Consider the following 23,270-nt stretch of genomic DNA (forward strand, 5'->3'; position numbering starts at 1 on the left):
CTAACTCGCGCTGTTCGCGCCGTGATGCTCCGATGCATGCCTCCGTCACGACCGGACCTAGCGATATCCGAAGTTTTCAAAATCCTTCGTCAGGTTGACGGAATAATAGGGATCTTCTTCGGCGGACCTCCATTTCGATCTCATGTACGCGGTCTCGCGCCGCGCACGCTCGACATTTTGGGGCAACGCATCTGAGCCGCGTGAGACGCTCTCCAAATGATAGAGTTCCGCATAGGGCGTCCAGACATTGAAATAACCCGCCGCACGAACCTTCAGACAGAAGTCCACGTCGTTGAAGCTGACAGGCAGGTTCTTGTCATCCAGGCCGCCAACCTCTTTGAAGATCTCTCTTCGAACGACGAGACAGGCTCCCGTAACCGCGGAAAGATTTTGCAAGATCCGCAGTCTGCAAAAATATCCGGCATGATCTCGGGGGAAGTGCTTGTGCGAGTGGCCCGACACACGGCCAATGCCCATGATCACGCCCCCATGCTGCAGCGTGCCGTCTGGATAATATAGCTTGGCACCGACGCAGCCGATATCGGGCTGCATAGCCCACGAGGCCATCTCCGTAAGCCACTCTGGTGATATGACGTCGACGTCATTATTTATGAGACCGATCAGCGGCGCGTCGGAATGCTCGACGGCAAAATTATTGATCGCCGAATAGTTGAACGGTCCATCGAACCGCAGCACGCGGCAGTGCGGCATCCCCTGGATCTCCGCCAAATACTGCAACGCTTTTAAATCCCTTGAACCATTATCGACGATAATGAGCTCATAATTTCCGTATGTCGTCTTATCGCGAATGGAGTTTACGCAAGCTCGCAAGAGATCGACTTTATCACGCGTAGGAATAATGAGACTGACCCGCGGATTTGGATTGGGCAGCTCGAGCCGCATACGGTAGAAAGGTGTGTTCGGGGCCGGCTCGACCTTTGCTGCAAGTCCGATCCTTTCCACATGTTCCTCCAGCGCTCTCAAACCCGCGGAATAGGCATAGTTTTTCGCATCGACCGAGGATGCCGCGGACCCTTCCGCCGCACGCCAATGATAGAGAATTTTCGGGATGTGCCGAATGTTCTTCTGATCGACCCGCTCGAAAATCCGCAGAGAAAGATCGTAGTCCTGGCTCCCATCGTATCCAGAACGCCATCCGCCGACCGCACGTATGTTCCGCGCGCGATGAACCGTGAGGTGGTTCAAATAATTTTGTGAACGGAAAAGCTCTCTCGAAAAATCGGGCTTGAAGTAGGGATCGTAGCGCTGGTCGTCGGCATCCAGCTTGTCTTCATCGCTATAGATGAGTTCAGCTTCGGGATACCGAGAAATCTCGAACGCGACTTCGGCAAGCGCGTGCTCTCTAAGAACGTCGTCGTGGTCAACCAAAGCGATCCACTCGCCGTCCGCAAGCGCGAACGCAGAGTTGGTCGCGCTAGCAATATGTCCGCTTTCAGTTCTGAAGACGACCTTGATCCTGGGGTCGCCAGCTGCGTATGACTCCAGCAGCGCCCGGACGTGCGGAACCGTCGAACAATCATCCGCGATGCAAAGCTGCCAATTCTCGTAGAGCTGCCGTTTGACGCTCTCAATGGCCTCCCGCAAGTACTTTTCGGGCGTATTATAAACTGGCATTACGATCGATATGAGCGGCTGGTTCCTGAGCCGCGCTATCCGATCAAGAACCGCCTTCCGGTCCCGATAAAAATCAAAATCATGGCGGTTTATCCATGATGAGTAGCTGTGCGGAGCGTCGCCTATTTGTTTGATCTTCGCGATGAAGGCCCTTCGCTTCGATCTGTTGGCAGGATGTCGCCAAAATGCGCGAAGCCTCAGTTTCAGGCCGCTATGCATAATTTTCCTGCACCCATTATTTGAAAAAAATGGACATATGACTTTCTCGGAAATCTAGCTACTCAACTGGTCGAACTAATTCGCTCGACCACCGCCTTTGTTAGCGCAACGACCTCAGGGAGAGCACTCCCGTATTTCTCGCGCGCCGAGCGAAACACGCCTAGCCCCGGATGGGTAGCCGCATTCTGCAAAGCGCTGGTATAGGGGACGGGCCGGGCAATCGCGTTGAGATGATGCAGACCCTGTTTGATGTGATGCAACATCTCACGCTGCACCGTGTTCGTTGCCTGATACTGCGTGATCAACGGATGAACCTTCACCTGCGACGCAAGATCGAGATCGTCGGCCAGAATGAATTTCAAGAAATCCGTAAGCGTCGAATACGCATTCGTCTCCAAGCTCGTGGGCGCTAAAATGTGTTCGGCGAGCCTCATCGCCGCAAGCCCGAGAACGCCTGGACCCGCAGGACAATCGATCAAAATGGCGTCGTAGCTCGCATCGATTTTCGAAAGCTCGGATCGGAGCGCGCCGGAAAGCAGAACATCAAGCCGGTCCTTGCGCTTCTTTCGCCGGGCTACATGCTCGAACTCCGCCATCTCTTTGAGGAGCTCGTGGTTCGACGGCAAAATGTCGATGTATCCCGTCTGCCTGTCACGAAGCTCGATCAAATCGCCCGCTGCGACTCGATGCGAGGCCAGACGCATACTCCGCCCGCCGGCGAAAGCTTGCAGCATGGCGGCCAAGCCGATCTGGCGTTGCCGCAATTGCTGCTCGGCGTCGATGCTGAGAAGCGCCTTCGTAACTCCGGCTTGCGGATCGGCGTCGAGAACTAGCACCCGCGCGCCATAGGAAAGCGCCAAGCCGTCTGCGAGCATCATCGTGGTCAGTGATTTGCCCACGCCACCCTTTGGGTTGGCGATCGCGATCGTAACGCTCATCGACCCGCGTCCGCGGCTACTATGGTTCGACCCATACGATGAAAATCATCGCCTCGCAGCGGTCTCAGCCGATCGGAGTGACGACACACGCTAAACGCAAAGACAGGCTCGTAAAGCCGACATTCGAGCATGCAAACAACGTCCCACCCAGTTCCGCGGAACACTACGTGGAGGCTGGCCCAAATGCTAGCGTCCAAATTCCAGCGCCCATGCGACCAGCCTATTTCTTATTGTCGCTGGGAGGGCGCCGCGACGGACCGTCATCGAAACGCCATGGGCTGTTTTTGCGCGCGCGCTCCGCCGCTGCCTCTTTGTCGATCTTGGGCCGCTTGTTCGGTCGCTCTACTTCGGCCCCCTCGTTAACGGCCTGCGGTGCGCGCTTGCTCATCCAACCAAGAATACCCATCGATTTTTCCTCTGGGAGAATCGCAAAATCGTAAGGGCCGAGATTTGCGGGCCGATTGCGCTTATCCTGTGGCTACCCGTTTTCGGACTGGCCGAGCAGATCGCGTGAAATTTATCTCGCACCGGATCGCAGGCTTCTTTGGTTCACCAATTTTGCAGCAAAATAAAAATATGCCGCGCGCGTCTCATGGCTGGACTATTCACGACCTCACGCCCACTATTAGAACGTGCTGCACGGCCGACCGGCCCGATGATGAGGCACCGCCACGTGAGTCATGAAAATTTAATCCCGCTCCGAAGAGACTGGCTTCGGAGTTGGTGCGAAACCGTCAGGCACACGGCGCAGTAGTATAGACGGCAATAAATATTCGGTCGCTATTCGTAGCTGACCCCAAGCGACAAGGCTCTCACGTAGTGAAGCGCGTAATCCGAGTAGCAGCCGCCATTTTCATCCTCGCATCAGTAGACGCTCGCGCGGACGCCGCATCCGACTGTAACGATGGGTCCAATCTACCCCGACAGATAAAGGGATGCACCCAGGTCATCCAACGCACGATGCTGACCGATGCGCTTTCGACCGCCTATATGAATAGGGCCATCGCCTATGCGCAGCGTCGGGAAAACACCAAGGCCCTGGCAGACTTCACCGCGTCCATTCACGCCGACCAGGCCAACAACTTTGCGTATTACAATCGCGGCAACGTATACCTCGACTTGCGGAAACCGCGCCAAGCGATAGCCGATTTTACCAAGGCGCTTGAACTTGCCCCTGACATGTCGCCCGCGCTCCTCAACCGGGCGTTGGCCAACGAGATGATTGGCGAACGCGACGCGAGCATCGCTGACTTCCGCGCCGCGTTGCAGCTCGAGCCGACGCTCACCGCAGCGTCCGAAGGCTTGAAGCGATTAGGCGCCTCGCCCTGACGACGGCAGACGCCGTGCCTTGATCGAAGTCCGCTCGCGCACTGGCGCGCGATAGCTGATCTTCAGTTCGATGGAATTTCTGCGATCTCGATACGAGAGCTTTGAGGGCTATGGTGCCCAGGGCCGGAATTGAACCAGCGACACTGCGATTTTCAGTCGCATGCTCTACCAACTGAGCTACCTGGGCCTGCCTCCGCGGCGCTGAGCCCCGAGCGAAGTAGAGGGGTCTTATAGGGGCGTGATCCGCAGGATGCAAGCACCTCAACACTCAGAATTTCAGTCTTCTTCATCTTCGCCATTTGGTCGCTGGGACGGGCCTTTCGCCGACGGGTCATCGCCCTCGTCTTCTTCCCTGCCGCCAATCGCGTAGCTGCCGCTGAACCACTTCGCGAGGTCGATGTCCGCGCAGCGCTTCGAGCAGAACGGGCGATAGGCTTCGACCGCGTCCTTTCCGCAGATAGGACAACGCAAAGGCTTACTGGCGGAACGGGACGCAGCCATTGGCGCGCTCAATCGCGATCGACTTCGGCGTATTTCAGCCAATTGTACTGGATCGGAAACTTTTCCGAGTTGAGGAGGCTGACGACCTCGGTCAGCGGCAGGCCGACAACGTTCGTATAGGAGCCGATGAGCCGCTGAACAAAGCAACCGGCGAGCCCTTGAATGGCATAGCCTCCGGCTTTGCCGCGCCATTCACGCGACGCGATATAGGATTCAAGCTCTGACCGGTTGATGTAGCGAAAGCGCACTCGCGTATCGACGATCTTGGTGCGAACCCGATCGTCCGGCGTGATCAGACAGATACAGGTCTGAACCTTATGCGTGCGGCCCGACAGAAGTTGTAGAGACGCCATCGCTTCTTCGATGTGCGTCGGCTTCATCAGAACCTTCCGGCCCATCGCGACGACCGTATCGGCGGCGAGAATGTACGCCCCGGCGAGATCCCGATCGTTCGCGATCTGGTTCCGCGCAACCTCGGCCTTCGCCCGCGCGAGCCTCGAAACAAGCGCGCGCGGCATCTCTCCCCGCTTCGGCGTCTCGTCGATCGACGCCGGCCGCAAGGCATCAGGCGTGACCCCGACTTGCGCCAGGAGCGTCACGCGCCGCGGACTGGCGCTCGCCAGAACGAGTTGCGGCCGCTCGATTTCGGTCTTGGTCTGCGCCATTTCCCGCGCCAGCGTTCGCCGCAGCGTTTCACGGCCGGGCGCCTCGGAGCGCGCGAAGGAAGGAAGAAAACTGCTCATAATTGTCGTTATCATAATCGTGACCAGGGGACCATAAACGTCAGGCGAACCAGCCGTTGGCGGACAATGACCGAAGGCTTGCGCCGTTAGCAAGAGCCGCCCGCGTTGCAGCGGGCAACAAAACAGGGCATGAATAGCGCATTCTTTAACAAAATTGATGGCGGCAATGGCTCTGAGACCGGACCCGGCGGACATCCTTGCTCGAACGCCGCTTTTCGGCACCCTCGATGAGCCGAGCCGCAAGGCCGTCGCCATCGAAGTGCGGGAAGCCGCCTATGAGCCCGGCCAGATCATTTTTTCGCGCGGTCAGCCGGGGTCCGAACTGCATATCGTGACCAAGGGCCGCGTCCGGCTGTCGGTGCTGACGTCCGACGGGCGCGAACTCTCGTTCGCCCATGTCGAAGCGCCATCGATATTTGGAGAACTTGCCGTATTCGACGGAAGGCCCCGTTCGGCCGACGCGACGGCGGTCAACAAGGTCGAGACGCTGATGCTCTCGAAGGCCGCGTTTCTCCGTTTGCTCGGATCGCGCCCCGCCGTCGGCGAAGCAGCCGTGCGCTTTCTCGCCGGACGATTGCGCGACGCCGACGAGCAGCTCGAAGCCATCGCCCTGCATCCAATCGAGGCAAGGCTCGCGCGCTTCTTCCTCGCAGCGGTACGCCAGAAGGATCCCGCCGGCAAAGCCGAGAAGATTTCGCTCGCATTACCGATTTCGCAAAGCGAGCTCGCTCTACTCGTGGGGGCGAGCCGCCCCAAGGTCAACGCGGCTCTGGGCTTACTTGAATCGGAAGGCGCCATAGAGCGCCGGGGTCAGCAGGTCGTGTGCGATATCGCGGCGTTGAGCGGCATCGGCCGCCTCGACGAAAAGGAATAGCCGCCTTTGCACGCATTCGCCGGGCGACACAAATGACGATCATCGATCGGCAAAAACGGCAAACACGACCGGCAATTCTGCCGGCGCCGGTCGCGGGCGCATTGCGTGCGATCCGCTCTTTCATCCGCCGCGTTGCAAGTTTCGGCATCGAGGGCTATCCGCCGGAAATTCAGCGGCGGCTGAAGATTGTCAACGTCTTCTCGTCCCTCGTCGTTGTGACGACGTGCATTTACGCCATTCAACTTTGGGCATCGGGCAACAAGGAGATGATGCCCGTCGTCTACATCAACCTCGCGCTCGCGTTCCTCGTCGCGCTCGTACCCTTCATGCATCGGATCAACGAACTCGCGGGAGGACTTCTCCTCGTTTTCGCGGAATTCGTCGCGTTGATCGGCTTCACCTCATTCTTCGGACGTCTCGGAGGCGCGCCGTTGCAATACGTAGTAGCGGCGGCAGCCCCTTTCGTCATTTTTGAAGCGCGCCGTTTCTGGCTGATCCTTTCCATTGTCTTCGCCGCGTTGGTCTTGCATTTGATCGCGTGGTTTCAATTCCCAATGGAAGCCGTGCAGCTCAAGGATGACGACCCAATTATAAGCTCGCTCTACATCCAGGGCGCCGTCACCACCTTCGGCTTGATCGCAGCTTGCGTGTACTACGCCTTCGACCTTTTCGAGCGCGCCAAAGCCGAAACGGAATCCGTGCTCCGCAACGTGCTCCCCGACAGCGTCGTCGAACGGCTCAAGGCATCGCCGGGCGAAACCATCGCCGACGGCTTCTCCGAAGCCTCTGTCTTGTTTGCGGACATCACCGGTTTCGTCAGCATGGCGCGCGGCCTTGGGCCCGAGAAGACGGTGGCGCTCTTGAACAGGCTCGTCAGCGCATTCGATGAGCTTGCCGAACGCCACGGTGTCGAGAAGATAAAGACGATCGGCGACGCGTACATGGTGGCATCCGGCGTGCCGGTCCCGCGTAAGGACCACGCGCACGCACTCGCCGCAATGGCGCTCGACATTGTCCTCGCCGTCAAAGAGGTGAGCGCCGCCGAGAACGTTCCGCTGAATGTCCGCATCGGCATGGCGAGTGGACCGATGATGGCGGGCATCATAGGCAAGAACAAATTCAGCTATGACGTGTGGGGAGACCCGGTCAATCTCGCGAGCCGTCTCGAGCAATCGAGCGTTCCCGGCCGTATTGCGATTTGCCCGTCGTGCTACGCAGCCTTAAGCGACGCATTCGCAATCGAACCGCGCGGCGTCATCGAAATAAAGGGAGTGGGACCGCAGGAGTCCTGGTTCTTGCTTGGCCGCATAGCGACGAGCGGCGCTACCGTCAGCCCTTCCAGTGCAGCGAGCACACGAGCGTGAACAGCCGCCGCGCCGTGTCGTCATCGACGATAATCTTCGGCAGCAGCTTTTCCTTGAGCAGCACGCTGCCCTCGTCGTGAAGCGCGCGACGGCTGACGTCGATCGCCTGAATACGAGCCGGAGGCGCCGTACGGACGGCCTCGTAATAGGATTCGCAGATCATGAAATAGTCTTTGACGATGCGCTTCAGCGGCGTGAGCGCAATCGTATGCTCAACGACGTCTCCGTCGCTCGAAGGACTGATCGCGAACAAAAGCCGGTCGTCCGCCAGCGAGAGATTGAGCTTGTAGGGGCCTGCATCCGTACCATCAACGCGGAAGGCATTGCCGTCCAGAATATCGAAAATCGCGACTTCACGCTCGTGCTCGATATTTGAATTGGCGCGCCCAAGCGATTTTGCGTCGAGCGTAATGTCGATGAGGCGATCCCGGCTTTTCTCTTGAGCGGCGACCGTTTGATCCATCGAAAATCAACCTGCCTTTTCGAGACGGATTTCGACAGACCGGCGGTGGCCCTCCAAGCCTTCCGCCCTCGCGAGCGTCATGGCCGCAGGCCCGATCTTTTCGAGAGCGGCACGATCGAGCTTCAGGATCGATGTTCGCTTCATGAAGTCGAGAACTCCGAGACCCGATGAGAAGCGCGCGCTGCGCGCCGTGGGGAGAACGTGGTTGGAACCGGAAACATAATCCCCGATGACCTCAGGCGTTACGCTACCGATGAAAATCGCCCCGGCATTTCGAATGCGCATCGCAAGATCTTCCGCATCCGCCGTCGCGATTTCGAGATGCTCGGCCGCAACGCGATCGGCCAAGTCAACGGCCTCTCCGAGCGAACCTAAAATGATTGTGGCGCCGAAGGTGTTCCAACTCTCGCCCGCGATATTTCCGCGCGGCAAAGTTTCGAGCTGGCGGCGTACGGCCTTTTCGACGGCGTCCGCGAACGCTTCATCGTCCGTCATCAAAATCGATTGCGCGGCTGTATCATGTTCGGCCTGCGCAAGAAGATCGGACGCGATCCACTCGGGATCGTTGTTCTTGTCGGCAATGACCAGAACTTCGGACGGACCGGCGATTGAATCGATACCGACCTGACCGAACACTTGCCGCTTCGCCGCCGCGACCCACGCATTGCCCGGGCCGACGATTTTGACGACCGGCCGAACCGTTTCTGTGCCGTAGGCGAGTGCCGCAACAGCTTGCGCGCCACCGATGCGATAGATCTCCGAGACGCCCGCGATTTTTGCAGCTGCCAGAACGAGCGGATTGAGTTCGCCGCTCGGGCACGGCACGACCATGACGATGCGCGGCACGCCTGCGACCTGCGCGGGCACGGCATTCATCAGCACCGAACTCGGATAAGATGCGAGACCGCCCGGAACATAAAGCCCGACGGATTCGACCGCCGTCCAGCGATGACCGAGTTCGACGCCCGCCGCATCCGTATAGCGATCGTCACACGGCAGTTGCCGCTTGTGATGATCGGCAATGCGGTCACGCGCGAAGGTCAACGCATCGAGCGTTTCTTTCGAGCACGCGGCATAGGCTTCTTCGACTTCGGCGGCAGTCACCGCAAGTCCAGTCTTGCGAAGATCGACTCTGTCGAACTTGAGAGAAAGATCCACGAGCGCCGCGTCGCCGCGCGCCCGGACATCGTCGATGATGGCGCGAACCGCGTTGTCGACATCGGCCGAGACTTCGCGCTTCAGTCCGAGAAGCTCCACGAAGCCGGCTTCGAAATTTTTATCGTTGCTATTGAGCCGGACAGGCATCGGCATCATTCCTCAAGACAAGCGGTCGAGCGAAATCAGTCTGCGTCTTCGGGGTGCTGCGGCGAGTGCTTGGTCGCCCACGCCGCCCCGAGGTCTTTCAATTCGATCTCGATACACTCGACGCCCAGCCGAATGGCCGCACCGCCGGAAAATGTCAACGTGACATCGCCTTCGGGCGATTCTGCGCCGGCTGTGGGTTCATACGTCACGGCCAGCAGCGCCAGCGCGGCCCGCTGATCCTTGAGATCAAATCCGTGAACTTTGACGCTGTTGACCCGCTCGAAACGAACGCCGCAACGGCGCCGCTCGAAGTCGCCCGTCTGCGCAGTCTGTGGATTCTCCGCCAGTTTCTGCCAGTCAAACCGATTGGCGATACCGACGAAGCGCTTTTCCTTCGGCAGATATTTCATATCGCCGACGCGCAGAACGGCGTCCTGCAGTTGAGCCGAGATGACGCCCAGATCTTCCGCATCGAAGGCAATGAGCTTGAGGTCCGGCATCAGTTCGAAGGTCTCCGCTGAACGGCCTGAAAGGCTTATATCGCAGAGTGTTACAAACACATCCTGAAAGCTGCAACTTGGGAGCCGGGCATCAGCTGCTGGCGACGCGCTCTATCTCCGCACCGCAAGCGCTCAATTTCCGTTCGAGCTGCTCGAACCCTCTGTCGAGATGGTAAACCCTGTTGATGATCGTCTCGCCTTCGCCGGCTAAGCCAGCAATGACGAGCGAAACCGACGCCCTGAGATCGGTCGCCATGACGGGCGCGCCCTTCAGAGCTTTTACGCCCTTAATTGTCGCCGTATCGCCGTGCAGCTGAATATCGGCGCCGAGACGGGCCAACTCTTGCACATGCATGAAACGGTTTTCGAAAATCGTCTCGCGGATGACACTTGTACCCGACGCGCGGGTGAGCAGCGCCATGAGTTGCGCCTGCAGGTCTGTCGGAAAACCGGGGAACGGTTCGGTCTCGACCGATACCGGAGCAATACCGCCGCCATTTCGTGAAACGCGCACGCCCGTTTCCGTTTCCTGGATCGACGTGCCGGTGTCCGCAAGAACCTCGAGTGCCACCTTGAGATCCCGCAGACGCGCGCCCTCGAGCGTCACGTCGCCACCCGTCGCGGCAACCGCCATCGCAAATGTACCGGTTTCGATACGGTCCGGCAGCACCGTGTGCACCGTGCCCTCGAGACGATCGCGCCCCTGAATCCGGAGTGTAGATGTGCCGATTCCTTCAACCGTCGCGCCCATCTTACTGAGGCAAAGGGCGACGTCGCCAATTTCGGGCTCACGCGCCGCGTTTTCGATGACCGTTTCGCCCTTGGCCAGCGCCGCGGCCAAGAGAACGTTATGGGTCGCCCCGACCGACACTTTCGGGAACACGATGCGCGCGCCGTGAAGTCCTTTCGGGGCCCGCGCGATGACATAGCCCGCGTCGATATCGATTTCCGCGCCCAGCGCCTTGAGGCCCATCAAATGCAGGTCGACCGGTCGCGTGCCGATCGCGCAACCGCCGGGCAATGACACGCGTGCCTCGCGCATGCGCGCGACGAGAGGTCCGAGCACCCAGAAACTCGCCCGCATCCGCGAGACCATTTCATAAGGCGCCGTCGTATCGACGATATCGCGCGCCGTCAGATGGATGGTGTCGCCGAGATGGCTGGGAGGACCGGGCCGCTTGCCGTCCACCGCCAGATCGACGCCATGATTGCGCAGAATGCGCACCAGGAGATTGACGTCAGCCAGATTGGGCACGTTCTTCAGCGTCAGGCGGTCTTCGGTAAGAAGGCTCGCGATCAGAAGCGGCAATGCCGCGTTCTTGGCTCCTGAAATCGGAATTGTACCGCTTAGCGGCTTCCCGCCGACGATTTTGATCCGATCCATGTAAGCCTATTGTCTCCGTGATGAAAACGGGAACGAATCTCGATCCCGCGCCAAGCAAAGGGTGATTAAAGGTTGCCCGCCACCCTGAGCAAGCGGCTTTTACGACAGAGGAGCCTAGGACTCGTTCTTGTCCGGAGGAGGGTCGCCGCCCTCTACACTCTGGCGCCGGGCCGCGGCCTTGCGCCGCTTCAAGTTGGCCCTGAGCTCTTCAGCGAGCCGATCCTGGCGCGTGAGCTTGCCGGCACCTTTCCCAATACCTGCGTTTCCTGGCCGCTTTGGCTGGAAATTGCCCGTCATGATCGGTCTCTCGCCCTCCGCACGTGTCGCCGGCTTCAATTTTAATTTGCCGGCCCCGCCTGTTAGCAGCTTGGCTTTCGGTCTTGCTCGCCGTCAAGCCTTGTGGCAGTGTCCGCCCGCCCGAAGCAGGAGCGTACCAACGCGACGCCCCTGGGATGTCCGATTCTTTGAGGCATTCGCCTTCAGCTGCCGTAGCTCAGTGGTAGAGCACTCCCTTGGTAAGGGAGAGGTCGAGAGTTCAATCCCCTCCGGCAGCACCAGCCTAAATGCTCAAAAACCCTTGGAAATCAAGGTTTCTTGCTCCGTGTTGTACGCAGTCAACATATACGGCAACAAAACCCTCTGAGAGAACGACGATGACATCACTCATCGGAGTCCCCTTTGGGCAACAAACCGCAGCTCCCCGACCCCATCAACCGTGACGGCTATTGGTGTCTTGTCCGGCGAGTCCCGTCGGACTACGCCGCAATCGACAGGCGCAAGTTCGTCAAGATCAGCACGGGCATCCGAGTGGCGCAGGACCCACGTGGAATTGTCACCCGGCAAAAGGTGAAAGCGCTTAACGACCAGCTCCACACCTATTGGAAAAACATCACCGCCGGTCATGATCCCAAAGCCTCGCTGGCGGCCCTTGATGCCGTCAAAAAAGCGCCGAACCTCGAAGTTCCCGTCCTCTCATTGACCGAACTCTTCTCTCAAGGCCTCCCGAACCTCATCGAAAGACTCAAGACCGTCACCAACGGCAGACGGCTGGAAAACGTCATTTCCATTGACCCCGCGCAAATCCTTCCCGACATCATGTTGGCGGCCGGGCTGCCGGATGACCTCATGTCCAGGACACCTGAGGACGGTCTTCGGGTCTCACAAATCCCAAGTATTTCGATCGCGCCGATAGTCTGAGCGCTGCCGTCAAGAAGGCGCTCGATCGCCGCCAGCTTATCCAAAAAGAGGGCCAGACCCTCTATTCGCTCCGCCACACACTTGCCGACAGACTACGTGCCGCCGAGGCGCCAAAAGATATCGAAAAGGAGATTATGGGCCACTCCCACATGTACGGGGAGGGCACGACGCTCGAACACCGCCAACGGTGGCTCAAGAAAATTGTCTTCACGCCACCTTCGCGCGTATAGCGGCCACAAGTTTCGCCGCTCTCGCGACTGGATCATCGTGACGGGCCTATTCAAGGGCCCGCTCCAGCGGAGATATCCAAATCCCGTAACTCGGCGAAGCATGCACAGTGAGATAGGCTATGTACTCCATTGCCATCTCAACATCCTCAACGGTAAATTTTGCGGTCGAGACCTGATCCATTCCCCATCGATTGCAGAGCTTCTTCACTGCTTCAATCGGGTTGTTCCGCGTTCCGTGAAGCTCCGGGTAATCCCGTAGTGCTCCGTAATTCACATGTTGGTGAGGACGGACACTAAGCCGGAATAGGATGCCTTTGAACTGGTTCCGGTCTGGCCGTGCGTGTCCGTCTCGCGTGAGGGGGCCAACACACTGGGGCGGAGCACTTCACCTAAGACCGAGTACAGAAAGCGCTCGATTGCTCCCCCGAAACCCGGCGAATGACGGCGCCAGGAGAGCCCGCGCGGAACAATGCATAACAACACTGAGGATTGCGTACCCCAAACTACTCCGTAGTTACGGGCGCACGTCCATCTCCAACAAGGATAAAAGGTCCCCAATTCCTCGGCTCTGCGTCCTCAGTTGTTTGCGCATCCGCAAGAACAGCCTGCATCGAAAAACGCACTGCGTTCGCCCGGCCCATTTGCGGGTGGTCTCGAAGAAAGGAAAAAATCTTTGTTGCAAGCTTTGGAGCGGTGATGTCGCAATTCTGAATTGGAGATTTTTCCACTTAGAAATAACTGTACTAGTTCGGTCACGCTTGTAGCGAAAACCGCGCCCGCCTAATGTTGGACAGAGTTACATTTATTTCTGAGGGTTCGGCAATTTTATATTGGAGCCGATGAACGGCAAAATTCTGACTGTGCTCAGCAGCTGGTCCGACGACCTCCGGCACGCTGACAGATTAGTCTTGTTGTTGGGGCCGTAACTTACGGCATTTCGCATCTTCTTATTTCTACAGCATTCGTAACTTACTGCGCAGCTTTTGGAACTCGCCGACCGGCAAGCGAAACTTATCACAGAGCTATATTTTTATGCGAGCGTCGGCCTCTTGCCGACTCACTTCTCCCATGCGCCGGACCCGAAATTGTCTCGCAGGATAATCTAAAGCTGGGGACCAAGGTGAATGCAGGATAATAAAGCGTGGGAGCGGCGTTTGGGTGCGTTGGAGAGGCGATCTCACACGTTTAGCGCAGCCTATCGGCGTGCACTGGCAGTCCCGCTTCCGCCGCCAGATTGGCAAGCACCTCGCGCATTATTCATCAGCGGCGCTCCGCCGCGCACAGAGACAGAATTGTGCCTGATGAAGGCACTCTCGGTGGCCGGGTGGAATCCGATCCCAGTCATCATGATGCAACCCGAAGTTCTGAAGACGTACTACAAAATACTTGGTCCGACCGAGATATATGAATGGTCCGATCATCTGCCCGACCCGGCGATTTTTACCGAACGTGCCGAAGCTGCAATTGCTTCCTGTCACTCACTTGAGGATTTGAAGGCACTTCAAGTTGGCGGCGTTCGTGTGGGCGGCCACGCTATTTCTAGTACGCGCCGGCGCCAGCGCATCGGCAGCATAGACTTTCGATCGCGTGAGATTCGGGAACTTCTTGTGACGTATCTCGCGAACTCAATGGCTGCCGCTCAAGCCGCCTCAGCCGTCATCGCTGCCACGTCGCCAAAATTGGTGCTTGCGGTAGATACTGTTTATACGCCGAAAGGCGAGATTTTTGATACCGCGCTTGCCGCCGGCATTCCGTTCATACGCTGGTTTCCGGGGCACAAGAACAACACTCTCATGTTAAAGCGGTACACGATCGCCAATCGTGACTCGGATTTGAATTCTCTGTCAGAGCCATCCTGGCAGTTGGTGAAGAATATGGCGTGGAATGCGTCCTATTCTCAGGAGGTTGAGGACGAGCTCTTCGGTTCATATTCGGCCGGCGACTGGTATGGTGAAACTGCGACACAATTCGAAAGGCCAGTTGTTGACGCTGCGTGCGTGCGTTCTGCCCTCGGAATTGACAACTCTAAGAAGCTCGCCGTCGTTTTTGCTCACATTGCTTGGGATGCATCGTTTGGCCGTGGCCGTGACTTGTTCAATGACTATGAAGAATGGCTTGTCGAGACTGTGCGGGTCGCATGTGCCAACACTCAAGTGCAATGGCTAATTAAAATCCATCCTGCCCACGTCGGCAAAAGCGAAATTGACTTTGAAACAGTCGAGCCAAGTGAAGTTCGCATCTTGCGCGAACGAATTGGCGTGCTCCCATCGCATGTGAAGCTGATACCGGCCGACGTCAAAGTCAGCACCTACTCAATCTTTCCTCTAATGGACTGGGGATTGACCGTCCGTGGAACAGCTGGACTCGAGGCGGCGCGCTTGGGCATCCCAGTGCTTACATGTGGAACAGGACGCTACGATGGAAGAGGGTTCACTATCGACTCAGAAACCAGAGAAGAATATTTGGCCAAGGTGGCGCGGGTGCACGAGATCCCACCATTGTCAGCGGAGCAAACGGAACTCGCCAATCGCTATGCATTTGCATTGTTCCGGCTGCGCCCCCTTCCACTGTCCACCGTTACGTTAGAATACAATAAAAAATACGGCGTCGACGCTTTCTACAGTGGCGTGCACATTCGCAACCGCACACTGAGAGACTGGATCGAGGCGAAAGACTTGAATGCATTTGCAGACTGGGCGACGTGGTCCGATGCCGAGGATTTTCTACTGCCGCCCGCTCGAGCTGCAGGACGGATACGCGGCTCGCCCAAGCAGTACAACGCCAATGCCCTTGGGGCCGCCAGGCGCTGGTTAGATTTTACGATCAAGATTAGCCGTCGCCCACAAGGCGCATAGGGATCAATTTCAGGTCCGCGGCGCTCGTAGAGCTGTGTCAGCGACTATACGATGAGGATTTCAGAATGTTCTTCTCTGACAAGAAAATCGTCGAGAGCAAGCCACTCAATCTGTTGGGGTTACAGGTGCTCAGGTCGGTGGGAGCTCGTTTTGTCCACCGTTGCCGTCACATACCGATTGAGCCCAGCGTAAAGGACAAGGTGCGCCAGGTGGAGAGGAATGGCATTGTCCTCTGGCACGATTTCCTTAGTGGCGATCATTTCAACGCGCTGAGGGCTGAATGCATGGATCTCCCGGGGAGCAGCAGGCCAGGGTCTTACGTTCGGGATAGTGGGCCAAACCGTGACGCGCGGATTCGCGTGTCTGATCTCGATTTAACACTCGTGCCGGCGCTTGTTCGATTTCTCAACGATTTCCGCCTCAGAGCGCTTTTTGAGGGAGCGGAACGGCGACGTCTTGGTGATCTTGGTCAATACGCGAAGATCGAGCGCATCACGCAGGGGGAGAAAACGGAAAAAAGAGATCCGCAAACTGAACTTCACAGCGACATCTACTTCACGAGCCACAAAGCATGGTTTTATTTGACAGATGTTACGATGGCGAGCGGGCCGCTCACCTATGTCGAGCATACTCACCAATTGACACCAAATCGCCTCTACCGTGTGTACGAGCACAGCACGACCATGAAGCCCGGCGACGATCCCTCACGACGAGTTAACTCACGCGAGCGCGCTTCACTTCCAAAAGCAACAGTCGTCGTGTGTCCTGCCAACACTTTAGTCGTGGCGAACACATGTGGATATCACGCTCGGCTCCAAGGCGTTGCGGGCCAAGAACGGTGCTCAATACATATTGAAGTTCGTGCCAAACGCCCCTTTCGACTGGACGGAGGAGTTGCAACATTCTCGAAAAACTAATTTCGCGTGAGCGAGGTCGCTAGTACGGCCTTCGATAAGGACGGCGACTACCGCGATGCTCGAGAAACCCGACAGGCTTTTCATGCGATGTGGCTCGGCTTCTCGCCGACCTTGTAGGGACCGGGTGGCTTGCTGAGCTGACTAAACCGGTGACGGCTTTTGGCCACCACCACGATGAAACTTTGATGGGATGCTGCAATCGTGCCTGATGTGCGCCTCTCCGCTCCGATCTTAATCGCCGGATTTGGTTCCGCGGGGCGACGGCATTTCAGGAATCTACGGTCCCTTGGATATAGAAAATTTGTGTTTTTGCGAAGTGGTCTCGGCGTTCTGAATGATCGCGAGATCGCTGATTTCCCGTCTACACATAGCTTAGAAGTGGCCCTGAGTTATAAGCCCAAAATTATCGTGGTAACAACGCCAAGCGCTACTCATTTGGAGATTGCCTTGGCAGCCGCCGAGGCAGGCTGCGACCTTTATATTGAGAAGCCACTTGGGCACGATCTGAAGAATATTGATCGGCTGCTCGCTGCAATTCGCAAACGGCATTTAGTCGCGATGGTCGGTTGCCAATTTCGTTTTCATCCAATGCTCGTGGAACTTCGCGCGATGATCTGCCGTGGGCAACTAGGCTGTATCGCAGGAGCAGCTGCTGAGTATGGTGAGTACCTTCCTGGCTGGCACCCCTGGGAGGACCATCGAAACAGCTATAGTGCTCGCGCTGAATTAGGCGGGGGCGCGATACTGACTCTCATTCATCCGCTGGATTACCTGCACAATCTTTTCGGGGAGTGGCGACGAATTCAAGCGTCGGTGAGGCGCGTGTCGTCCCTGGATACTCCAGCCGGGGAAGACTGGAGCGACATCAACGTTGAATTCGTGAACGGCGTCCTGGCTCATGCTCACGTCGATTACGTTCAACGCCCGGCGACACACCGGCTGAGCGTGGTGGGCGACAGGGGGCGTGCGATCTGCGACTTCGAAGCGGGCGAATTGCGTTGGTGGCCGACGCAAGGTGAAATGATCGAGCGTCGGGTCCCGGATGGTTTCGAACGCAACACGATGTTCTTAGACGCGATGCACCACTTCCTACATTGTGTGAGAGACCGGACCGAGCCGCAGATACCAATAGCCGATGGCATTGCAGTGCTCAAAATGGCGTTGGAGGCGCGGCGTGTTGCTTCGGACCAGATCGATGCTTAGTCCCGTTTCACCACTCTTTGACTTATCCGGACGTGTTGCCGTGCTGACGGGCGGCGCCGGTCTACTCGGCCGACAATTTGTTCGAACACTGCTTCTCGCACGAGCGCGTGTGGTTATTGCAGATATCGATGAATGCGCTGCGCAAGGTGAAGCGACAGCGGCTGTTGATGCTGTCGGCGGCGAGGCAATGGCATGGAAGGTTGATGTCACGCGTCAGGAAGACGTAGCAGCGATGATAGATGCCACACTCTCACGTTGGGGACGGCTCGACATATTGATCAACAACGCTGCCATCGATCCCAAAGCCTACGCGGAAAGGGGTAGCACTCTTTCGAATAGTTTTGAGGATTTTCCACTTTCGTCGTGGCAGCAGTCACTCGACGTCAATCTCACAGGGGCCTTTATCTGCGCGCAGGCCGCCGGTCGGGTCATGACGCTCGCAGGGCGCGGCGTCATTCTAAACATTTCTTCAACCTATGGCCTCGTAGCTCCCGATCAGCGCTTGTATCAACGTGACGACGAAGAGCAGCAGCGCGCATTCAAGCCCGCAAGTTATGCCGTCACGAAGGCAGCCATCGCTCACCTTACGCGATATTTGGCAGCTTATTGGGGCGGGGCGGGCATTCGCGTGAATACGCTGACCCCTCACGGTATTTTTGACGGTCATGACGAACAGTTTACGCGGCGCTTTAACGGTCGCTCTCCGCTAGGTCGCATGGCGCGGGCGGACGAGATGAACGGACCCCTTCTTTTTCTTGTGTCCGACGCATCATCCTACATGACCGGTGCGAACCTTGTGGTCGACGGGGGCTGGACGGTGTGGTGAAACAAACCGAAGTACTCGCGATCATCCAGGCGCGCGGCGGTTCGAAGGGATTGCCGAACAAAAATCTCCTGCCGCTTCAGGGGCATCCTCTGATCGCCTACAGCGTGGCCAGTGCACTCGGCGCCGCCAGGGTAACACGCACTATCGTCTCGACGGATAGCGAGGCGATCGCTGACGCCGGCTGTTCTTATGGTGCCGAGGCTCCCTTTCGCCGCCCTGCGTTAATTGCCGATGATGACACGCCGGATCTTCCGCTATTCCAACACGCGCTCGATTGGCTCTGGGAAAATGAGCGATATCGACCGGAGATCGTTGTGCAGTTGCGGCCCACCACTCCCTTGCGGCCAAGAGGACTGATAGACCACGCGATATCGCTGTTGGAATCCGATCAGAAAGCAGACTCCGTTCGAGGCGTCACTGCTCCCAAGCAAACTCCCTACAAGATGTGGCAGCCGGCTGAAGGCGGATATATGAGGCCGTTGCTCGATACAAATCTGCATGAACACTACAACCTGCCGCGGCAAAAATTGCCCGAGGTGCTTTGGCAAACCGGCCATATCGACGCGATTTGGACGCGGACGATTCTCGAACAGCAATCGCTGACCGGTCGACGTGTGCGCCCGATTATGGTCGATCCGGCCTATTGCATCGATATCGATACGATTGCGGATTTCGATGCCGCGGCCCGTGCCATGGCCGCGGAGACACTCGATATCTATAGGCCAATAAGGCTGGGGAATTCGGCTTCAGAGTCAAAGCTTCCAGCTACCATCGATCTTATCGTTTTTGATTTCGATGGGGTGTTCACAGACAACCGCGTACTGGTGTTTTCAGATGGAACGGAAGCCGTTGCCTGCGACCGCGGAGATGGCCTGGGTATTTCCCAATTGCGAGGCCTTGGAATTCCGCTCGTGGTCTTGTCGACCGAAGCAAATCCCGTTGTCGCGTCTCGCTGCCGGAAACTCGGGCTGGAATATCTCCAGGGGCTGAATGACAAGCTGGCAGCGCTCCGCACGGTGAGCGTCGATCGAGGTGTCTCAATGTCCAACACGATTTTTGTTGGAAACGACGTCAACGATCTCCCGTGTTTGAAGGCTGTTGGATGTGCAGTCGTGCCGGCTGACGCGCACGCTGCTGTGCTCCCTCATGCGCATCTCATACTGACGCGGCCGGGTGGACGCGGAGCGATCAGAGAATTTTGCGACGTAATACTAAAAGCATTTTTATAGGAGAGATAATAATGGCCGCATTGCGCAAAATTGCAGGGCGTACGGTAGGCGACGGCTATCCTACGTACGTAATTGCCGAGATCGGAATCAACCACAACGGCAACGTGGACATCGCAAAGCGGCTGATTGCGGTTGCCAAGGCAGTGGGGTGCGATGCGGTTAAATTCCAAAAGCGCAATCCGGAAAAGTGCGTCCCTGCCGATCAACGAGATCGGATGCGCGAGACGCCCTGGGGCTATATTAGTTACATGGACTATCGGAATAAAATCGAGTTTGGAGAGGCCGAATTTCAACAGATCGATCAATATTGCAGAGAGCACGATATCGCATGGTTTGTTTCGTGCTGGGACGCGGACTCGGTTGAATTCATAAGATCCTTCGAGGTGCCCTGCATCAAGATACCTTCCGCGTGCCTAACAGATAGAGAACTTCTTGAAAGTTGCCGGAGCACGGGAGTTCCGCTCATGCTGTCAACCGGTATGTCCACGCTGGACCAAATTGATGCTGCGGTATCCATTCTTGGAACGGAGCGCTTGCTCCTCGCTCACTGCACGAGCGCCTATCCTTGTGCAGACAAAGAACTCAATCTGCGGATGATCCCGAAGCTTCGCGAATTGTATTCCTGCCCTGTCGGTTATTCCGGCCACGAAGTGGGAGTAGCTACTTCGGTAGCGGCAGTCGCGCTAGGTGCGAGTTTTATCGAACGCCACATTACGCTCGACCGAGCCATGTGGGGAAGCGATCAAGCCGCTTCGGTTGAACCGGTTGGCATGAGCCGATTAATCAAAGACCTCAGAGCAATTGAACTTGCACTCGGAGATGGCATCAAGAGAGTTTACGAAAGCGAGCGAAGAGCGGCGGAGCGATTACGCATCAAAGATACTCTGAGCACGAATTGATCCGTCCATTGAAGTAGTCCGACACGAAGCATATTTGCTGGAGGAGGAAGCAGATGGTGCCGAAGACTTACGTGCGAGAGTGCCAACCTCCTTCGCAGAAAGGTTTTCGTGACGGCTACATAATTTTTGCGCTGCCGCTTCCCGCGTACGCATCGATGAGTACGGAGCTTCAGACCTACCTCGACCGCTTCCGAAGGGCCTCTAGTACGTCAGTCGGAAACTCAATCGACGCGGACACACTCGCGAAACGGATGCGAGCGCATCTGAAGAGTATCGGAATCACCGGCTTCACGATTCATGGGCTCCGCCCCCTACGCGGAACTGAACTCGCCGAGGCCGGATGTTCGGAACACGAGATCGTGGCGCAGCTCGGTCATGTCACGCCCCTTCGCGGCAAGAACGGGCAAGGACCAGCATTCTTTCTGCGCCCAGAATCCCAACACGAATCACCATCACAAACGGCACTGCTATGGATTTGGCCGAAATCAGATTTGGGGGGTCTCATGACATTTCCAGCCGAACGTGTCGTTCCCATCATTCGATTTCTTGAGGATTCCGGGATCCCGGTCTGGCTCGACGGGGGATGGGACATCGACGCTTTGCTTCAAACGCAAACCCGCGATCACTTGGATCTCGACCTCATCATCCCAGATCCTAATTTGGAGGCGGCCGAACTCGCTCTAGGGACGCTAGGATTTGTTCGCGACGAACGTGCGACATGGTTGCCGCTCCGGCTTGTCCTGCGAACTCCCGAGGGTCTAGAAATCGATATCCATCCGGTTGTGTTTAATTCGCCGTTCGATGCCGACCGTATGCGCGCCAACGGCGTTTCAGCCGACATTCAGGATATCCGAGCGTTGCAAAATCGGTTCGAACTTGCCGTCCCTGAGTCCTATTTCGACAACCCCGTGGCAGGCTAGACGAAGGATGCTCACGTGACCACGGCGGCCAACATCAGCGGATACCTCGACGTCGGCGGCTACGTTGTCGTGGGCTTCTTCACGCCGAACTACAGGCCGTTGGCTGACGACTTCGCGGCCAGTCTCTCCCGCCATGCGATTCCGCACATGCTCTATGCCTGGGAATCGGGAACGTGGCACGCGACGACGCTCGCCAAGCCGCTGGTGACGCAACGGGCCATGGAAGACTTTCCCGATCGCACCATCGTTCTGATGGACGTTGATATCGACGTGCATGGTCCGATTACTCCCGCCCTGGAATTCGCCGGCGATATCTCGCTCTGGATCGGTGTCGGTGTTCACGCCAAGAACGAGCCCGGATGGCGCATCCGCGCGATATCATCATCGCGCCTTGTCATATGGCGGCAAACTGAAAAGGCCAAACGACTGCTTAGAACATGGTGCCAGCTGACGGCGCAGCAGATCCCGGATCACATATTGGACGACGAGCAGACACTGACTTTGGCGATCGAGCACAACGACGGATTGACCGTGACCACAACGCCCCGGCGCTACGCCGCACGCAATCCCTGGGAAGTCTCGGACGACGCAATCATCGTCCATAAGACCATATCGCGAGAGATGCCCAGCCGGCAGTTTTTGCCTAGGGCTTAACGATCGGTTGCCACGCCTGCTTCTGTGAAAGCCCCTAGTTCGCGCTGACGGCAAAATGCGGCAGATGTATAATCACGGCCGGTTGCTGCTCGTCATAGAGCGCGGCTCCAACTCTGAGCGACGCCGCCCAAGCCAATCCGATTAACTAGGCACCACGTTATGCGGTTGGCTACTTGTGCTCGGCGTCGCCATCTTGCATCAGGACGTGCTCGACGATCTGCTTTGGCGATATGATTCCCGCTGCCGACGCCAGCGCTAGGAACACGACGATTGCCGGGGCCGCCCCCTCATCACGATGCCAAGCTCAACTCCTCCCCCGCAGTGCAATCACTGAATGCAAATGATACGCGCGCCGATAAGCTCACGGTCCTGTCGCTCGATCGCACAGCGTCATCAACAATTACAGTGACGATTCACGGGGCCGATGAGGCGATCAGCCCGCCTGCAAATCAGCTGAACGTCAAGGGCCCGGCGGGCAATGATGTGATCACCGTGGGGCCGACAAACTTGGTCGTCGACGCACAAGCGGGTGACGACATTATCAAAGTAAAAGTAAAAGCAGGATCTTTCCTTCAGGCACATTACTTCGACGGTGGTTCCGGCAGCGACACGTTAGATCTGTCGTCTCTCGCCACTTCCGTATCGGTTGATCTAGGTCTTGGGATCGCGACGGGAAGTCAATTAGGGCTAGCTGCACTGTCGTCAATCGAGAACGTTGTAGGCGGCGCGTCGGCCGACACACTTTTCGGAAACGCGGTAGCTAACCGGATAGACGGCGGCGCTGGAAATGACACTCTTACCGGCGGAGCGGGAAATGATACCTTCATTTTCAATCCCGGTTTTGGCAAAGACACGGTGACAGATTTTTCCATCGGTACGCTCAGCGATCATGACACGCTAGATCTCAGCAGTCTTGCATTCACATCGGTTGCTGATGTCCTCGCTCACACTGACAGCGGTGCCAATGCCGTTATCCATTCAGGTAGCGATACGATAACTCTGACAGGGGTTAGCAAGGCACAGCTTCAAACTTACACGTTCGATATTCTCGTCTGATCGGCTACCTTTGGGTTCAATATGGACCG

General features: G+C 57.3%; 22 protein-coding genes and 2 tRNA genes. 14 read left to right on the forward strand and 10 right to left on the reverse strand.

All coding sequences use genetic code 11. The features are described from left to right. Nucleotides 1–57 precede the first annotated feature (57 nt). Together G359_RS17345 and G359_RS17350 are read right to left on the reverse strand one after the other, a co-directional pair. Nucleotides 58–1,635, reverse strand: a complete 1,578-nt coding sequence (locus tag G359_RS17345) for a glycosyltransferase family 2 protein (protein WP_197077602.1) — start codon at nt 1,633–1,635, stop codon at nt 58–60. Between the two features lie 281 nt (nt 1,636–1,916). Then, the gene (locus G359_RS17350) at nt 1,917–2,792 is read right to left on the reverse strand and encodes a ParA family protein (RefSeq protein WP_045837136.1); all 876 of its coding nucleotides are present in this window, start codon (nt 2,790–2,792) and stop codon (nt 1,917–1,919) included. Nucleotides 2,793–3,611: 819 nt separating this feature from the next. Between G359_RS17350 and G359_RS17360 the strand changes: the two genes are divergently transcribed. Further along, on the forward strand, nt 3,612–4,121 hold the full coding sequence (locus tag G359_RS17360) for a tetratricopeptide repeat protein (RefSeq protein ID WP_045837138.1): 510 nt from the start codon (nt 3,612–3,614) through the stop codon (nt 4,119–4,121). Between the two features lie 111 nt (nt 4,122–4,232). Here G359_RS17360 and G359_RS17365 read toward each other — a convergent pair. The 3 genes from G359_RS17365 to G359_RS17375 form a co-directional block, all read right to left on the reverse strand. Then, nucleotides 4,233–4,308: transfer RNA gene (locus G359_RS17365), tRNA-Phe, on the reverse strand. Between the two features lie 89 nt (nt 4,309–4,397). Next, nucleotides 4,398–4,622, reverse strand: a complete 225-nt coding sequence (locus G359_RS17370; protein WP_045837139.1) for a DNA gyrase inhibitor YacG — start codon at nt 4,620–4,622, stop codon at nt 4,398–4,400. Between the two features lie 8 nt (nt 4,623–4,630). Beyond that, the gene (locus tag G359_RS17375; protein WP_371199080.1) at nt 4,631–5,365 is read right to left on the reverse strand and encodes a Maf family nucleotide pyrophosphatase; all 735 of its coding nucleotides are present in this window, start codon (nt 5,363–5,365) and stop codon (nt 4,631–4,633) included. A gap of 166 nt (nt 5,366–5,531) precedes the next feature. Between G359_RS17375 and G359_RS17380 the strand changes: the two genes are divergently transcribed. Next, complete coding sequence (locus tag G359_RS17380) at nt 5,532–6,239, forward strand: Crp/Fnr family transcriptional regulator (RefSeq protein ID WP_245280079.1); 708 nt, start codon at nt 5,532–5,534, stop codon at nt 6,237–6,239. Between the two features lie 32 nt (nt 6,240–6,271). Next, complete coding sequence (locus G359_RS17385; protein ID WP_045837141.1) at nt 6,272–7,603, forward strand: adenylate/guanylate cyclase domain-containing protein; 1,332 nt, start codon at nt 6,272–6,274, stop codon at nt 7,601–7,603. Here the strand turns inward: G359_RS17385 and G359_RS17390 are convergent. The 5 genes from G359_RS17390 to G359_RS17410 form a co-directional block, all read right to left on the reverse strand. Next, nucleotides 7,569–8,066: a UPF0262 family protein gene (locus tag G359_RS17390; RefSeq protein ID WP_045837142.1), complete on the reverse strand. Its 498-nt coding sequence runs from the start codon at nt 8,064–8,066 to the stop codon at nt 7,569–7,571. The genes G359_RS17385 and G359_RS17390 overlap by 35 nt on opposite strands. Before the next feature lie 6 nt (nt 8,067–8,072). Beyond that, entirely contained in the window at nt 8,073–9,371 is a 1,299-nt protein-coding gene (hisD, locus tag G359_RS17395; RefSeq protein ID WP_045838179.1) for a histidinol dehydrogenase, read from the reverse strand. Nucleotides 9,372–9,406: 35 nt separating this feature from the next. After that, entirely contained in the window at nt 9,407–9,871 is a 465-nt protein-coding gene (locus G359_RS17400; RefSeq protein ID WP_045837143.1) for a DUF2948 family protein, read from the reverse strand. 91 nt (nt 9,872–9,962) lie between these two features. Further along, nucleotides 9,963–11,255: a UDP-N-acetylglucosamine 1-carboxyvinyltransferase gene (gene murA / locus G359_RS17405; RefSeq protein ID WP_045837144.1), complete on the reverse strand. Its 1,293-nt coding sequence runs from the start codon at nt 11,253–11,255 to the stop codon at nt 9,963–9,965. A gap of 114 nt (nt 11,256–11,369) precedes the next feature. Further along, nucleotides 11,370–11,552 (reverse strand): hypothetical protein, encoded by a 183-nt coding sequence (locus G359_RS17410; protein ID WP_045837145.1) that lies wholly within the window; start codon nt 11,550–11,552, stop codon nt 11,370–11,372. Nucleotides 11,553–11,737: 185 nt separating this feature from the next. On the opposite strand from G359_RS17410, the gene G359_RS17415 reads away from it, so the two are divergent. The 11 genes from G359_RS17415 (at nt 11,738) to G359_RS19795 (ending at nt 23,241) form a co-directional block, all read left to right on the forward strand. Further along, a tRNA-Thr gene (locus G359_RS17415) sits at nt 11,738–11,812 on the forward strand. Nucleotides 11,813–11,933: 121 nt separating this feature from the next. Then, nucleotides 11,934–12,452 carry a hypothetical protein gene (locus G359_RS17420; RefSeq protein WP_045837146.1) on the forward strand — a complete coding sequence of 173 codons (519 nt, stop codon included), beginning with the start codon at nt 11,934–11,936 and terminating at the stop codon, nt 12,450–12,452. A gap of 1,531 nt (nt 12,453–13,983) precedes the next feature. Further along, nucleotides 13,984–15,537 (forward strand): hypothetical protein, encoded by a 1,554-nt coding sequence (locus G359_RS17425; RefSeq protein WP_045837147.1) that lies wholly within the window; start codon nt 13,984–13,986, stop codon nt 15,535–15,537. 65 nt (nt 15,538–15,602) lie between these two features. After that, nucleotides 15,603–16,454, forward strand: coding sequence for a phytanoyl-CoA dioxygenase family protein (locus tag G359_RS17430; RefSeq protein WP_045837148.1), 852 nt, complete (start codon nt 15,603–15,605; stop codon nt 16,452–16,454). Nucleotides 16,455–16,664: 210 nt separating this feature from the next. Further along, nucleotides 16,665–17,657 (forward strand): Gfo/Idh/MocA family protein, encoded by a 993-nt coding sequence (locus G359_RS17435; protein ID WP_371199103.1) that lies wholly within the window; start codon nt 16,665–16,667, stop codon nt 17,655–17,657. Next, the gene (locus G359_RS17440) at nt 17,650–18,483 is read left to right on the forward strand and encodes an SDR family oxidoreductase (RefSeq protein WP_045837149.1); all 834 of its coding nucleotides are present in this window, start codon (nt 17,650–17,652) and stop codon (nt 18,481–18,483) included. Before G359_RS17435 ends, G359_RS17440 begins: the two co-directional genes overlap by 8 nt. Continuing rightward, nucleotides 18,480–19,712, forward strand: coding sequence for an acylneuraminate cytidylyltransferase (locus G359_RS20825; protein ID WP_082073113.1), 1,233 nt, complete (start codon nt 18,480–18,482; stop codon nt 19,710–19,712). Before G359_RS17440 ends, G359_RS20825 begins: the two co-directional genes overlap by 4 nt. A gap of 11 nt (nt 19,713–19,723) precedes the next feature. Next, nucleotides 19,724–20,611: an N-acetylneuraminate synthase family protein gene (locus G359_RS17450; protein WP_045837150.1), complete on the forward strand. Its 888-nt coding sequence runs from the start codon at nt 19,724–19,726 to the stop codon at nt 20,609–20,611. Between the two features lie 503 nt (nt 20,612–21,114). Next, complete coding sequence (locus tag G359_RS20620) at nt 21,115–21,531, forward strand: nucleotidyltransferase domain-containing protein (RefSeq protein WP_156150820.1); 417 nt, start codon at nt 21,115–21,117, stop codon at nt 21,529–21,531. 15 nt (nt 21,532–21,546) lie between these two features. Then, nucleotides 21,547–22,185, forward strand: coding sequence for a hypothetical protein (locus tag G359_RS17460; RefSeq protein WP_045837151.1), 639 nt, complete (start codon nt 21,547–21,549; stop codon nt 22,183–22,185). A 270-nt stretch (nt 22,186–22,455) separates the two neighbouring features. Beyond that, nucleotides 22,456–23,241 (forward strand): VCBS domain-containing protein, encoded by a 786-nt coding sequence (locus tag G359_RS19795; protein ID WP_082072992.1) that lies wholly within the window; start codon nt 22,456–22,458, stop codon nt 23,239–23,241. Nucleotides 23,242–23,270: the final 29 nt, after the last annotated feature.

Source organism: Hyphomicrobium sp. 99 (genome assembly GCF_000384335.2).
Classification (GTDB): domain Bacteria; phylum Pseudomonadota; class Alphaproteobacteria; order Rhizobiales; family Hyphomicrobiaceae; genus Hyphomicrobium_B.

What these genes read in the sequence shown, in the direction of transcription:
- G359_RS17370 (WP_045837139.1), bottom strand. Translation starts at nt 4,622, where the DNA reads ATGGCTGCGTCCCGTTCCGCCAGTAAGCCTTTGCGTTGTCCTATCTGC.
- G359_RS17425 (WP_045837147.1), top strand. Translation starts at nt 13,984, where the DNA reads ATGAAGGCACTCTCGGTGGCCGGGTGGAATCCGATCCCAGTCATCATG.
- G359_RS17400 (WP_045837143.1), bottom strand. Translation starts at nt 9,871, where the DNA reads ATGCCGGACCTCAAGCTCATTGCCTTCGATGCGGAAGATCTGGGCGTC.
- G359_RS17450 (WP_045837150.1), top strand. Translation starts at nt 19,724, where the DNA reads ATGGCCGCATTGCGCAAAATTGCAGGGCGTACGGTAGGCGACGGCTAT.
- murA (WP_045837144.1), bottom strand. Translation starts at nt 11,255, where the DNA reads ATGGATCGGATCAAAATCGTCGGCGGGAAGCCGCTAAGCGGTACAATT.
- G359_RS17345 (WP_197077602.1), bottom strand. Translation starts at nt 1,635, where the DNA reads ATGCCAGTTTATAATACGCCCGAAAAGTACTTGCGGGAGGCCATTGAG.
- hisD (WP_045838179.1), bottom strand. Translation starts at nt 9,371, where the DNA reads ATGCCTGTCCGGCTCAATAGCAACGATAAAAATTTCGAAGCCGGCTTC.
- G359_RS17375 (WP_371199080.1), bottom strand. Translation starts at nt 5,365, where the DNA reads ATGAGCAGTTTTCTTCCTTCCTTCGCGCGCTCCGAGGCGCCCGGCCGT.
- G359_RS17350 (WP_045837136.1), bottom strand. Translation starts at nt 2,792, where the DNA reads ATGAGCGTTACGATCGCGATCGCCAACCCAAAGGGTGGCGTGGGCAAA.
- G359_RS17410 (WP_045837145.1), bottom strand. Translation starts at nt 11,552, where the DNA reads ATGACGGGCAATTTCCAGCCAAAGCGGCCAGGAAACGCAGGTATTGGG.
- G359_RS17390 (WP_045837142.1), bottom strand. Translation starts at nt 8,066, where the DNA reads ATGGATCAAACGGTCGCCGCTCAAGAGAAAAGCCGGGATCGCCTCATC.
- G359_RS17380 (WP_245280079.1), top strand. Translation starts at nt 5,532, where the DNA reads ATGGCTCTGAGACCGGACCCGGCGGACATCCTTGCTCGAACGCCGCTT.
- G359_RS20620 (WP_156150820.1), top strand. Translation starts at nt 21,115, where the DNA reads ATGACATTTCCAGCCGAACGTGTCGTTCCCATCATTCGATTTCTTGAG.
- G359_RS17430 (WP_045837148.1), top strand. Translation starts at nt 15,603, where the DNA reads ATGTTCTTCTCTGACAAGAAAATCGTCGAGAGCAAGCCACTCAATCTG.
- G359_RS17385 (WP_045837141.1), top strand. Translation starts at nt 6,272, where the DNA reads ATGACGATCATCGATCGGCAAAAACGGCAAACACGACCGGCAATTCTG.
- G359_RS17440 (WP_045837149.1), top strand. Translation starts at nt 17,650, where the DNA reads ATGCTTAGTCCCGTTTCACCACTCTTTGACTTATCCGGACGTGTTGCC.